The following is a 13,648-nucleotide window of genomic DNA, read 5'->3' on the forward strand; positions in this document are numbered from 1 at the left end:
TTGTTAAATCTTTATGCAATTTTGCATGGCAGATCGGCTTAAACCGACCTTTTTATTATGGACGAACAAAAAGACAGAACCGAAATATCCAGCTTAGGCGAATTTAAACTTATAGATCACCTGACCAAAAATTTTGAGATAAATAATATTTCCACCGTAAAGGGAATTGGTGATGATGCAGCAATAATTGACAATGCAGGAAAATTAACCGTGGTTACTACCGATATGTTGGTAGAAGGAGTGCATTTTGATATGATGTACACTCCACTTTTACATCTCGGATATAAATGCATAGCCGTAAATGTTAGTGATATTTATGCAATGAACGCAACACCAAATCAGGTTACGGTTTCTATTGCAATTTCTAACAGATTTTCAGTAGAGGCTTTGGAAGAATTATACGAAGGAATTTTCCATGCCTGCGAATATTATGGAGTTGATCTTGTTGGTGGCGATACAACAACAAGTATTAAAGGATTAATTATTTCAGTTACCGCAATAGGAGATGCTAATGAGGGAGAAATTGTTTATAGAAGTGGTGCAAAAGAAGAAGATCTTATTTGCGTGAGCGGAGACCTCGGTGCTGCATATTTAGGATTACAAATGTTGGAAAGGGAGAAAAAAATATACCTCGAAAATCCGAATATCCAACCAGATCTTGAAAATAAAAAACATCTAATCGGTAAATTTTTAAAACCCGAAGCACGAAAAGATATTATTCAATACTTTAAGGAAAATGATATAACGCCAACGGCAATGATAGATGTATCAGATGGTTTATCCTCTGAAATATTACATATTTGCGATAAAAGTGATTGTGGTGCAATTATTTATGAAAATCAGATCCCCATGTCTGATGAATCAATAGAACAAGCATCAAAATTTAATCTCGACCCAACCATCTGTGCATTAAATGGCGGAGAGGATTATGAATTATTATTTACCATAAATGCAAAAGACGCCGAAAAAATTGCCTCAAATAATAATATTTCCATTATCGGAAAAATTGTCCCAAAACAAAACGGAACTTTTATTAAAACTAAAAATGATAATTTATTTAAGCTAAAGGCGCAGGGGTGGGATAGTTTTAGTTGAAGTGGTTGGCAGTGAGGAGTAAAAATATGCGGCTTTCAAAAGGCGGATTTACACTTCACGGAAAGGAGTTATGAGTAATGAGTAATGAGTGCGTCCCATTTAACATTTACGATCAATAATAATTAAATATTCTATTTTAATTCCGCAGTATGCCGGACTCCGATTCACGATTGTCAATAGTCATTAGTCAGGAGTAAATGCATCCGGCAATCGAGTATCGGATTCACGCCTCACGATTCACGCCTCACGATTGTCAATAGTCATTAGTCAGGAGTAAACTCATTCGGCTCACGAGAATCAATCTCACCACTCACTACTCACCATTCCAGTGAGACCCCCACTGAAAAAGTGGGAGCCTCACTTTTGATCGGAGAAAACTCATTACTCATAACTCATTACTCTTTTCAAGGGCTCAAATAAAACGGCAAATTATACACCTTCCCCCCAACAAACACAGAAAGAAAATACACCCCACTCGGATGATCGGTAAGTTTTATGTCGAAAATTTTTTCCGGTTCAATTTTGGATAAAGTTCCTTCCACAACTTGTTGCCCTAGTGCATTAAAAATAAATACCGAAGCCTTTTCATTTGTTTCCAGATCGATAATAAATTTAATTACCCCTTTTACAGGATTTTGTGTGATGTAAACAACCTCATCATGTGGTATCTCAGCAATTACAGAATCTTCAATATCAACTTCGGTAAAACAATCGTATGGCAATCCAAATATCCAGGGAGTTGTGGTTGCATCTGTTGTAAAAAATTCAAACAATCTGTCTGCTACTTTTTGAGTTCCTGTTCCGGCTAAAATAATTCCGTTATTACTTACATCATAATCGCCCGGGCATAACCATCTCAGCTCATCATAATCTCTCAGATTTCTTCCATCGGCCCAAAAGTTTGGTCCCCATGCAACCCAAGCAGCAGGAGCATCCACACCGGAATAATTTAAAAGTGTATCGCCGGTTATTTGTGCAGTAATTGCAGCTTTAATTGCAAAATCGTTGTAATAAGGAGCTGGTTCAGCAAATGCATTAATATGATCCGCAGAAAGATCAACGTATCCTCCATATTGTAATCCCGATAAATAAATTAATTTGAGATTACTGAATTGTTCTTTTAATTCTCTAATCAGATCAATATATTTATCAGTAAGAGAATCAATATATGCGGGCATAGTAATTATGCTGTCTTCAAAGGAGGTTGTCATCACCCAAACTACACGCACCTGTTTTTTTTTCAGATCAGCAGTCTGTAAAAAAACATTTATATCTTTCCAATATGTATCATCTGCATCTTCATCTATCATCTGTTCTAAACCAAAAGCATCGATACAACCATTAATAATGCGTACACAGGAATCAACATAACCTGCATCATTATATTGTGTTATAAATTTATTAAAAGATTTTCCCGCAGATACAGAACCCAACCCAAGCATAACCGTTTTTCCATAAATGGTATCCTCTTCTCCATCAAAATTAATTGGGATCAACGATTGTGCAATTGCAATTCCGGAATCAGCATGTGATGCGGGCATTTCATTAAATCCACCCGGATATAAACCACCCTGATAACCCAAATAAAAATCGCTTTGCAGATCAACTAAAGGCTTTAGCAAAGTAGTATCATTTTCACAGTTAATTTGTGCAGAAACCGTAAAATTAAAAAGGATAAATGCGATAACACTTATCCTTTTTAACGATTGATATTTTAGCACAGGTTTTTGTCCTGTTTTATTCATTTTATTTATTCAAAATAACAGGTTGTGTAAATATTTGATCGTTTATCACAACTTCAAAATAATAAATTCCATTTGGTTTTCCTGAAAGATCAAATTGATATCCGGAATAAGGAGTAGCAGAATGATAATTATCAAAATAAACTACCTGACCAATATTGTTCAACACCTTTATATTAATACCTGAAGTTAAAACTTCTTCAAAATCAACATAAAATTCGCCGGACGAAGGATTTGGATAAATAGTAACGGCATCTTTATCAATAATTAAATCCTTTGGAGTTATAATACTTCCATCGGCATTTCTACCCGGACCACATGCAGCCCATTTTGGTCCGTTTAAATACCAACTTTTTCCGAGTGTATCTGTTTTGAAAAAGTCGATTAAAATTTCTCCCACTTTATCTTTTCCAAGATTCGTCATATGGTAGCCGCCGCCATCAATAGCAAATTCAGTTTCACAATTCCATGATAATCCTGAGTATTCATTTGGAATTTCACCATCAGCCCATAAAGGTGGACCCCATGCTAAAAATGGAGCAACTTTACCCGGTTCTAAATATCGTAGTGATGGATCACCTGCTATTTGATCTTTTATTACCTGTTTGGTAGCAAAATTGTGGTTATAACTTGCAGGTTCTGCAATTACATGATACAATACTTTCATTGGATCGGCATAACCACCATAAGGGAATCCACTGAGGAATACTACCTTAAGATTAGGATACATTACCTGCATTGACTGTAAGGCAATTTTAAGGCGCATTACGAGTGAATCGATATATGGACCCGTATCAGCCGAATTGGAATCAATTCTTGAACTGTGCATCAACCAGGCAACCTGAACTTGATTTGGTCTTAAACCCTTAGCAGCAAGTTTATAGATTCTGATATATTCCCAATAATCAGAATTCTCGACAGTTAATGACTCCAAACCATCAGAACCATTTGCTGCGTTTACGATCTGTAAACATGGATTAAGTGTGATATCGTCATTTACAAGTTGAATCATGTGGTTAAATGGCCCACCAACTGTTGAGGCTCCGAATCCTGCAAGTACCACCTTGCCGGTTTCGTAATTAACAAGTCCTAAAGTATCTAATGGTTTTAATTTCTTAACGATACTAAGTCCTTTTTTTAAATGACCGGTAGGTGGAACATTCGAACCGCCGGGATACATTCCACCCTGATAAGTTCCTAAATAAAAACCTGTTCCAAGATCCTGAATCGGGATCAAACCTGTTGAATCGTTCGCGCAATTTAGCTGAGCTGCTATTTTGTTTGAAGCTGATAAGCAAATTAAAATGAAAATAAAAGAGATTATTTTTCTCATGGTTTTTTTTTTAAAGTTAATTACTTGTCAAAGATAATGCATTCGAAAAATTTCACATAGTTAAAGATAAATTGAGAAGAGATCATTTTTTTATTGAATTATGAATGACAGTGAATTTTCTCTATTATCGGAGTTTATTATAAGGTTATACATACCCGCTGGAAGACCTTTAAGTTGTAATTCTTGTAAATAATAATTTTCGGTAACCAGGTTTAACCTCTGAAAAACAACTTCACCTAAGGCATTAACTATTCGTATGTATAGTTCACCCGGTGAAATTTCATTGATCTCCAAATATCCATCACCGTTATTTGGATTTGGGAATAATTTTATTTCCGGTTTATGTGGCAAATCCAATCCTGAGGTTCTGAGCTCCGGATCACAGGATACCCATCTTGAGTTATATCTAAACCAATCGGCTGCAACGGTCGAAGTTTTAAAGAAATTATAGATTAATTCGCCGGCTTTATCTTTTCCTTCATTGGAAAGGTGATAACCGCCTCCATCAGGTTTATAGTCAACGGCACAATACCAATACAAACCATCCACAACATTCTTCCTGATACCATCTGCCCATATATGTGGCCCCCAACCTATCCAGGGCGATTTGCGATCCGGGGAAGTATACTTAAGGTCTGGATCACCATCTATTTGTCGTTCCACTAAAAATTTTATACTCCAATTGTTCCAATAAGATGCTGGTTCCACAATCATTTCGTAAAACTCCTTTGTAGGATCTGCATATCCGCCATATCCGAAACCGCTGGCATAAACTTGTTTGAGATTTGGAAATTTGGCAAGCAGAATAGGCATTAGGGCCTCAAATTTATCTGTTACCTGTCTTGGTTGATAGGGCCATAACATTAAAGTATCCACCCTTGAAGTTACCATGATCCAGATTACCTGAACCTGGTACCGCGAAATATTTGCATCCTCAATATCTACCATCACATTATCATCCCAATACCAGGAATTAACAACGGTATCCAGCATAACCTCCAACCCTTTGGCACCTAATGCAGCATTTACAAAACGCAAACAGGGATTTACCGTTGGATCGGCTTCAGCCACTGATTTAAAATGGTTGAAGGCATTTCCCGCAGTGGATGCGCCCAAACAAATTAATCCGGCCTTGCCATCCAAAAGATCCAGATTGCCTAATGTATCAAGGGGAAGCACTTGCCGGCTGATATTCATTCCTGCTGCAAAGTGAGGATATGGCATTGTATTATAACCATCGGGATACAAACCACCCTGAAAACCTAAATAAGTTCCGAATTGAAGATCAATTAAAGATTTTAAGTAAGACGTATCATTATCACATTGCAATTGTGCAAGGTTTATTTTGCTGCAAAAAAGCAGTAGAAACGCTACTGTAATATTCCGAAAAGAGGAGTTTAAATGCATTTTTTAGTATTTTTTATGGAGGTTCAAATTTAATATAAAAATTTATTTGAAAATGTACTGATTTTCAATGGGTTGAGAAGATAGCTTGCTGAATTTGGCCCTACCTGACCTAAATATCCTGTTTTCACCTCTATTAAAATAAATGAAAATAATGGTCTAACTTTGTATATCAAAGCGCTTTATTATGTCTGAAAAACAAAACGAAACCTATATAGATGATCTGAAAGAAATCAGGTCGATGATGGAAAAGTCGTCGCGGTTTATTTCTCTTAGTGGTTTATCGGGTGTGAGTGCCGGTATAATTGCACTGGCAGGAGCTGTTATGGCATGGTGGTATATCCATAATAATTTGGAAACATCGATGTACACTATGAACAATATCACCACTATAGAGCTTAAAGACCTTCTGTTTTTGTTGCTTGATGCCGGTATCGTGTTGGTGTTGGCAATAGCAAGCGCCACCTATTTTGCAATGCGTAAAGCACGTATTCAGGGTCTCCCGGTATGGAACAAAGCTGCGGAGTTAACATTTATAAATTTGATAATTCCGCTCGCAGCAGGTGGTATTTTTTGCCTTTTTCTCTTTTATTACGATTTGTATTTGTTAATTGCACCTTCTACTCTGGTTTTTTATGGACTGGCGCTTTTAAATTCAAGTAAATTCACCCTGCAGGAGATCAGGTATCTGGGAATTACCGAAATAATTTTAGGGTTGATCGCAATGGCAATACCTGGTTATTCACTCATTTTCTGGTCGTTGGGATTTGGTATTTTACATATAGTTTATGGAGCGGCGATGTATTTCCGCTATGAAAGATGAAAGAAATAATAGCCAATTTAAATAAGGAGTTTGAGAACAGGATACGGCTCGGTATAATGAGTATTCTGGTTGTAAACGAGTGGGTGGAGTTCAATACTCTTAAAACTCTGCTCGACCTTACTGATGGTAATCTAGCAAGTCATATTTCCGCATTGGAAAAAACGGCCTTTCTGGAGGTTAAGAAAGAATTTGTAGGTAAAAAGCCCAGAACCACCTATAAAGTGACCGCGGAGGGAAAAAAGGCCTTTGAAAGCCATCTGAATGCTCTGGAAGAGCTCCTCCGAAAAAGAATTTGAGAATGTTCATACTTACTTTGTAATTCAAAGTTCTTTTATATACCTTTGCATATTATGGGTTTCTCCGAAAAAATATCTTCTTTTTTTGCCTTGCTGCGGCGTTTTGTCGACAGATATACCTGGCGACTTGTTCTTGGGGGAGTGCTCATTATTGGCAGTATAGTATTGGTAACTGAACCTGCCTGGTTTATTGCGGCACTTGATTCTCTTCGGATTCCATATGCAGTTTTTTTAGTTGTATTCATTACTATATTTTTTATCAGGGGAAATAACTTTCTTGTTTCTTCGGGTGTAATTGCGTTGCTCATTTTGGCTCCCGGAATATGGCCATATTTTAAAACGGCAGAAAAAACTCCTTTGGAAGAAAATCTGGAAAACAATCAGGTTTCGGAATCTGACTTTTCTGTTTTGCATTTTAATGTGAAAGAAAATAACAAACGTATTACCTCCGTTGCAGAGGCCGCACTAAATTCGAATGCCGACATTGTATCTATGCAGGAATTAAAAGAAAATTCGCTGCAGGTTATAGATACTTTAATGCGAACAAAATATCCTTACTGTTTAAGTGACCTTAGTATTAAAGGATTTGGACTTGCGTTGTATTCAAAATATCCGATCGACAGCGGACAAGTAATTATTGCACATGAATTTCCAATGTTGGTGGGAAGAATTAATATAAAGGGTAATGAATTTAATTTTATCTCCGCAACAACCAGCACTCCTACAAATGAAAAAGATTTTCAAAAGCAGATCAAACAATTTAAATTTATAACCGAGTATGCAAATAAAATTAATGGTCCGCTCATTTTAATGGGCGATATGAATTCCGCTCCCTGGAGCAATCAGATAGAAAGTTTATTAAAGGAAACTAATTTAAAAGACAGCAGAAAAGATCTTTCTGCCACTTATCCTGCACAATCGCCGGTTCAAATACCCATCGATTATATATTCCATTCGCAACAATTATTTTGCGAAAAGTTTAATACACTGGAACAAACTTCTTCCAATCACTTGGGAATAATGGGATATTATACTTTTAAAGAACCGAAGAAAAATACAGATACCTTATCTAATAAAATTAAAGGTAGATCATGATCAGGAAAGAAATAAAAAGTTTCGGTGATGCAATTCGCGGATTGGTCATTTTTTTCGCCAAAGAACGACATGCAAAAGTGCACCTAGGCATCATGCTTTTGGTTGTTTTTGCGGGATTTTATTTTAAGGTATCCGATATCGAATGGATCTCTTTATGCATCGCATTTGCATTGGTGATAGGCTCAGAAGCATTAAACACCGGTATCGAAAAACTGAGTGATATTGTTCAACCGGAAAAACATGCCGGAATTCGCGATGTAAAGGATATTGCAGCCGGAGCGGTGTTTTTTTGTGTGATAATTGCAATAATTATTGGCGCCATTATTTTTATTCCAAAAATATTTTAAATATGAAAATTGTTCATCTTTCTCAAAAAGTGATCTTAAGTGAAGAAAAATTATATCTTCCTTTGCTTTCTCTATTTTGTTTTGCCGTGCTTATTGTGCGCATGGTTTACACAGGTACCTTTGAATATCGTTTCATGGGAATTAATTTGATTCTTGCATGGTTGCCTTATATTTTTGCACACTACCTGGTAAAAATTCCAAAAAAGAAAAATACCATTGGTAAGATGATACTATTTTTCCTATGGCTGATTTTTTTTCCAAATGCAGCATATATGATCACTGATATTTATCATCTTTCAGAATTCCCTTCCATGCCCATGTGGTACGATCTCATTATGTTGCTCTCTTTTGCCTGGTGTGGATTATTGTTGTGTTTTTATTCCTTAAAGAAAATGCACACACGATTTGCTTTCCGAAAGAATCCCGTAGTGAATATATTTATACTTTTCTCCACATTTTTTGTTGGAGGAATAGGAATTTATTTCGGGAGATATGCGCGCTGGAACAGTTGGGAAATAGTTACTCAACCCGGTAACCTGTTTAAAGAATTCATCAATATTATTTCGAATACCAATAATGTAATGCAAATGTTTTCAGTAGCAATCTTATTTGCCGCGTTTTTGACAATTGTTTATTTGAAGATGTTTTCTTTTGGGAGGGTTACTTCACAGAAGGATTAATTTTAAATTTAAACAAAATAATCAAAACACCAATTTAATTCCATTATGATTTGGAAGCCATTAAGTTCTCCATAAAGGTAAAAACCCAAAATAAAACCTTGCTCAGATCCAGAGCCTCCGTCGCTCCGTTTTTTTCGGGGTATCACTGGAAAATATTGAGGCTTTCGCTCCCAGCGAAGGTCTCAATAAAGGTAAAAATCCACAAAAAAACCTCGCTCGAAATGAGAGCCTTAGTCCCTCCGTTTTTTTCGTGATACCATTACTGAGACCCTCGCTGGGAGCGAGAGCCTCAGTCGCTTCGGGTGGGGAATTACCACTACTTAGACCCTCGCTGGGAGCGATAGCCTCCGTCGCTCCGGGTGGGGAATTACCACTACTGAGACCCTCGCTGGGAGCGAGAGCCTCCGTCGCTCCTGGTGGGGAATTACCACTACTTAGACCCTCTCTGGGAGCGAGAGCCTCCGTCGCTCCGGGTGGGGAATTACCATTACTGAGACCATCGCTGGGAGCGAGAGCCTCAGTCGCTTCGGGTGGGGAATTACCACTACTGAGACCCTCGCTGGGAGCGAGAGCCTCAGTCGCTCCGTATTAAAACCCATATCAAAAATATCGAATAACGAACAAGGAATATAGAACACTGATCGGATAGTCTACCCAGGAAATATTGCTCAGAATTAAACAAGGAATAATAATGAAAAATAATCGGAGTAAAGCCTGAAGATATCGCTCCGAATTAACTGTGATGAATAATAAATAACAATCAAAAAATAAAAAAGTCAATCGGAACTCTCACCCGAATGATTTTCCTCCGCACTAAACCTTTGCAACCTTGATAACCCTGTAAACCTTGCTAACCCTGCCAACCCTTTCAAACCCCCTCCAACGCCTGTTCAATATCCTCGATCAAAACCTCCACCTCTTCCAATCCTGTATAAAATCTCACAAAATTTACAGGGTAAGTTCCACCTTCTTTTATGCATGCAGGAAACACAAGCGATTCGTATCCGCCCCAGCTTACTGCAAGTAAAAAGCGTTTTAAATTATCACAAAAGGATTCTATTTTTTGTTTGTCCTGGGTTTTTAATAATACTGCGAATAATCCACCACCGCGTTTCATTTGCTTTTTTGCGAGTTCAAATTGTGGATGGGAATTGTGAAAAGGATAAATAATTTTTTCAATTTTAGGATGTTTTTCCAACCAGCTGATTAATTTTTCTGCATTGGAAACACTTTTTTCTAAACGCAATGGCAAGGTTCTTAATCCTCGCAGAAATAACCATGCATCGTTCGGAGAAAGCACTGCTCCGTAAGTCATATATTCATTTTTAAAAATACTGTTTATATGTTCCTGATTTGCACAAATTACGCCTGCAAGAACATCGCTGTGTCCGGATAAATATTTTGTTGCGGTGTGACAAATAATATCCACTCCCAATAAATGCGATTGCTGATATAATGGCGTGCAATAACTATTATCAATTGCAGTTATAATATTTTTTGATCGGGCAATATCACAAATGGCTTTGAGATCTTGCAAGTCGAACCAAAATGTATTCGGACTCTCGAGAAAAATTAATTTTGTATTTGGTTGAATTGCTTTGGTAATTTCTTCTGTATTTTTTCCATCAACAAAGGTTGACGTAATTCCGTATCCGGGTAAAATGTTTTTGAGTAAATATTCGGTCCAGCTGTAGGGACTTTCGATACAAATAATATGATCACCTGCTTTAACGCAGTGAAATATTGTTGCAGAAATTGCAGCTACTCCGCTTGAAAATAAAAGACAATCATCAGTGCCTTCTAAAGCAGCAATTTTTTTTCGGACTATTTCTGTGGTTGGATTATTTCCTCGGGTATATAAATGACTTATTAATTCATTTTTTGTGGCAAGTCGGAAATCAGCTACTGTTTTAAAGGCGAAATTGCTGGTTTGAAAAATGGGTGGAGCAACGGCATTGGAATACTGTTCTCTATCCTCCCCCAAAATATTGAGTATGTATGAAATATCCATAATTGGAGGTAAAGTAAGGTAAAATTGTACAAAAAAATAATCCGCCGGATGGCGGATTATTTATTCAGGCATACTCAAAGAAAAGACAACCATAACGGTCATCAATAATTTTTTATTAATGCGCCGTTTTGTGTTGTAAAAACGTATTATCTTTTGAAGAGGTTTTTTCTCTTTTAGCAGTAAAATAGGCTTTAACCGGGCACCATCCCAAAATGGCTGTTAAAAAAATGGCCATTACAGGCATTACAAACCAGTAGTTGTGCAACATGCCACCTATAATTCCAAGCACTATCATAATGCCGTATCTGACAATTATTTCGTCGAATTTTAAATTTGGATTGAAGTTCATAGTTTTTTGTTGTTTGTTGATGTAAAAGTGCGGTGATTTAAAAGCTCAAGTACTGACCTAAATCAAACAAAATGGTGATTTTCGTCAATCTCCTGCAGAGGTCAGAATGGTGAAGGGTTTCACGCAGAGTTCGCAGAAGTGCAGAGGACGCAGAGTTTGTGAGGTGAAAAAATCTCTGAAGAGATTTTGTTGTGGTATTTAATGGAAAAAAATTTCCCGCAGAGGTCGCAGAGGGGCAGGGGATGCAGAGTTTGTGGGGTGAAAAAATTTCTGAAGAGATTTTGTTGTGATATTTAATGGGAAAAAATTTCCCGCAGAGAGGGCAGAGGTGCAGGGGTCGCAGAGTTTGTGGGATGATAAAATCTCTTGAGAGATTTTGAAGATTTATTTTTTAAAAGTTATTGGTTAAAAAAAAATCAGATTGATTTAAGAGGAAATAAATGGAAAGAAACAAAATAATAATAAGACCAAAGTTTAAAATCCCATCACAAAAACTTTTTTCCCGGCAGGGAAAATATAGCTCTGCAAACTCTGCCCCTCTGCACCCTCTGCGGGAAACAAACACATCCTATAGAAAAAACAACTCTGCGAGAAACAACTTTTTATAACTTGGTTAGAAACTGTTGTAACAACAATTGCACTGCTTTTGGAGGTAAAATTTCTCCATTTTCAATTTTAATTTCCTGCTCTGCGAGAAGTGTGCGGAAGGATGGGTTTTGGTGAAAATGTTGAAGCAGTTTATTATTCAGATCTTCATTGAACCACTGCTTGAATTGTTGTTTCCTGCGTGTTTTAAAATATCCGTTTTGAGTAACGGTTTTAATATACGAATCGATCAAATTTTTAATTGTTTCGAGATTTAATCCGGAAACGGCAGAACATATCTCCGTAGTAGTTTGCCAACCAGAATCCTTAGGTTGATATAAATGAATTGCACGCTCAACATCAGCTCTGGCAATTTTTGCTTTTTCCATATTATCTCCATCACTTTTATTGATGAGAATAATATCTGCCATTTCCATAATTCCTCTTTTAATTCCCTGTAATTCATCACCGGCGCCGGCAAGTAAAAGCAGAATAAAAACATCGGTGATATCATAAACTGCCGTTTCACTTTGTCCTACACCCACAGTTTCCACCATAATTATTTCATAACCCGCGGCTTCCAGAATTATCATACATTCTCTGGTGGAAGAAGCAACTCCTCCTATTGTAGTTCCTGCAGGAGTTGGGCGAATAAAAACGTTTTCATGTTTCGACAATTCCTGCATCCGGGTTTTGTCGCCTAAAATGCTGCCCTTACTTTTTTTGCTGGAAGGATCAATTGCCAGCACTGCAAGTTTTTTATTTTCCTGCAAAAATTGATTTCCTAAAGCCTCAATAAAGGTACTTTTTCCTACACCTGGCGACCCTGTTATTCCAATTCGAATGGAATTACCTGAATGTGGCAAACAGAGTTCCATAATTTCAAGTGCTTTATTTCTTTGATTTGGAGCATTACTCTCTAATAAAGTGATGGCTCGGGCAATAATAACTTTGTCGCCGGACAAGATTCCGGTCACAAATTCATTAGCACTTAATTGATCAAGTTCTTTCAAGAAAGGTAAATATGCTATAAAAATAAAATCCTCCCACCGAATAAGGGGGAGGATTTATAAACAAATATTATTTTTATCAGAAGGGATTAAACGAAATGCCCACTGTAAGCGGGTTTCCTGCCGGACCTTTCCCATCAGAAAATATAGGTGCCAAACCGTAATAAGCCTCAATATTCACCTTTGAATATCCCAGTCGCAGTGTTGGACCATATTGTAAATTAGATAGATTTTTTACACGGTATTGTTTGTATTTAATCTCATCGTCGCTTGGAGAAACCCAGTCGTCGCCAACAAATTTGGTGTGATTTGTTAAAACATAACCGGCCTTAAATCCGATCGCCGCCTTAAAACGGTTTCCGTTCTTTTCATTGGTTCTGAACCTGAATTCCAAAGGAACCTCAAAATAATTGATCACGAACTTATTTCTTTTCCAGGTTATGGTATCATCAAATTTAATTGGATAGGTATTTCCGGCAGTATCATAATCAAAACGGGAATTGTTAAAATAATTTGACCAGCTGAAACCGGCACCCACTGCAAAACTCACATTATCGCTACCTAAAGGGATATCGTAAAAGAAATGAAAACCTACTCCGCTCGACAATCCTTTCACATTAAAGGAGTCAGGGGCACCTAACCAACCGTCCCAATGCACATTCATGATGATACGGTCTCTGGATGGATCATCATCCTCTAACTCAGTAGTTGGAGCAACAACCGTAGTATCCGTTTGCCCAAAAAGGGAATTTATAGTTAATAACAAAAATAAAGGCAGTATGATCTTTTTCATGAATTTTATTTTATCAGCACAAATATCAATAATGGGTGTAAAAGTAAAGAATTAATCGGTTATGGCGACCTGCATTCACAACTCA

The 13,648-nt window shown here is 37.1% G+C and carries 13 protein-coding genes; 6 read left to right on the top strand and 7 right to left on the bottom strand.

Annotated features, from left to right (window positions below):
* Positions 1-57 precede the first annotated feature (57 nt).
* Complete coding sequence (gene thiL, locus IPI31_05700; protein ID MBK7567304.1) at positions 58-1,095, top strand: thiamine-phosphate kinase; 1,038 nt, start codon at positions 58-60, stop codon at positions 1,093-1,095.
* Between the two features lie 404 nt (positions 1,096-1,499).
* On the opposite strand, the gene IPI31_05705 is transcribed toward thiL, so the two are convergent.
* The 3 genes from IPI31_05705 to IPI31_05715 all read right to left on the bottom strand — a co-directional run bounded on the left by IPI31_05705 (position 1,500) and on the right by IPI31_05715 (position 5,577).
* On the bottom strand, positions 1,500-2,840 hold the full coding sequence (locus tag IPI31_05705; protein MBK7567305.1) for a T9SS type A sorting domain-containing protein: 1,341 nt from the start codon (positions 2,838-2,840) through the stop codon (positions 1,500-1,502).
* 1 nt (position 2,841) lies between these two features.
* A complete protein-coding gene (locus tag IPI31_05710; GenBank protein MBK7567306.1) occupies positions 2,842-4,170 on the bottom strand; it encodes a T9SS type A sorting domain-containing protein in 1,329 nt (442 codons plus the stop codon).
* A gap of 90 nt (positions 4,171-4,260) precedes the next feature.
* Entirely contained in the window at positions 4,261-5,577 is a 1,317-nt protein-coding gene (locus IPI31_05715; GenBank protein ID MBK7567307.1) for a T9SS type A sorting domain-containing protein, read from the bottom strand.
* A gap of 184 nt (positions 5,578-5,761) precedes the next feature.
* On the opposite strand from IPI31_05715, the gene IPI31_05720 reads away from it, so the two are divergent.
* Genes IPI31_05720 through IPI31_05740 form a run of 5 tightly spaced genes read left to right on the top strand, consistent with a single transcriptional unit; the run spans position 5,762 to position 8,815 of the window.
* Positions 5,762-6,397: a hypothetical protein gene (locus IPI31_05720; protein ID MBK7567308.1), complete on the top strand. Its 636-nt coding sequence runs from the start codon at positions 5,762-5,764 to the stop codon at positions 6,395-6,397.
* Positions 6,394-6,693 (top strand): transcriptional regulator, encoded by a 300-nt coding sequence (locus IPI31_05725; protein ID MBK7567309.1) that lies wholly within the window; start codon positions 6,394-6,396, stop codon positions 6,691-6,693. Before IPI31_05720 ends, IPI31_05725 begins: the two co-directional genes overlap by 4 nt.
* 54 nt (positions 6,694-6,747) lie before the next feature.
* Positions 6,748-7,788, top strand: coding sequence for an endonuclease/exonuclease/phosphatase family protein (locus IPI31_05730; protein ID MBK7567310.1), 1,041 nt, complete (start codon positions 6,748-6,750; stop codon positions 7,786-7,788).
* Entirely contained in the window at positions 7,785-8,135 is a 351-nt protein-coding gene (locus IPI31_05735; protein ID MBK7567311.1) for a diacylglycerol kinase family protein, read from the top strand. The genes IPI31_05730 and IPI31_05735 overlap by 4 nt, the downstream gene beginning before the upstream one ends.
* A gap of 2 nt (positions 8,136-8,137) precedes the next feature.
* Positions 8,138-8,815, top strand: a complete 678-nt coding sequence (locus tag IPI31_05740; protein MBK7567312.1) for a DUF1361 domain-containing protein — start codon at positions 8,138-8,140, stop codon at positions 8,813-8,815.
* A gap of 868 nt (positions 8,816-9,683) precedes the next feature.
* On the opposite strand, the gene IPI31_05745 is transcribed toward IPI31_05740, so the two are convergent.
* The 4 genes from IPI31_05745 to IPI31_05760 form a co-directional block, all read right to left on the bottom strand.
* Positions 9,684-10,826, bottom strand: a complete 1,143-nt coding sequence (locus IPI31_05745) for a PLP-dependent transferase (GenBank protein ID MBK7567313.1) — start codon at positions 10,824-10,826, stop codon at positions 9,684-9,686.
* Between the two features lie 115 nt (positions 10,827-10,941).
* Positions 10,942-11,175: a hypothetical protein gene (locus IPI31_05750; GenBank protein ID MBK7567314.1), complete on the bottom strand. Its 234-nt coding sequence runs from the start codon at positions 11,173-11,175 to the stop codon at positions 10,942-10,944.
* Between the two features lie 602 nt (positions 11,176-11,777).
* Positions 11,778-12,773, bottom strand: a complete 996-nt coding sequence (gene meaB, locus IPI31_05755; GenBank protein ID MBK7567315.1) for a methylmalonyl Co-A mutase-associated GTPase MeaB — start codon at positions 12,771-12,773, stop codon at positions 11,778-11,780.
* A gap of 76 nt (positions 12,774-12,849) precedes the next feature.
* Positions 12,850-13,563: a PorT family protein gene (locus IPI31_05760; protein MBK7567316.1), complete on the bottom strand. Its 714-nt coding sequence runs from the start codon at positions 13,561-13,563 to the stop codon at positions 12,850-12,852.
* Positions 13,564-13,648 lie beyond the last annotated feature (85 nt).

The sequence above is a fragment of the Bacteroidota bacterium genome, from assembly GCA_016706865.1.
Lineage (GTDB): Bacteria > Bacteroidota > Bacteroidia > Chitinophagales > BACL12 > UBA7236.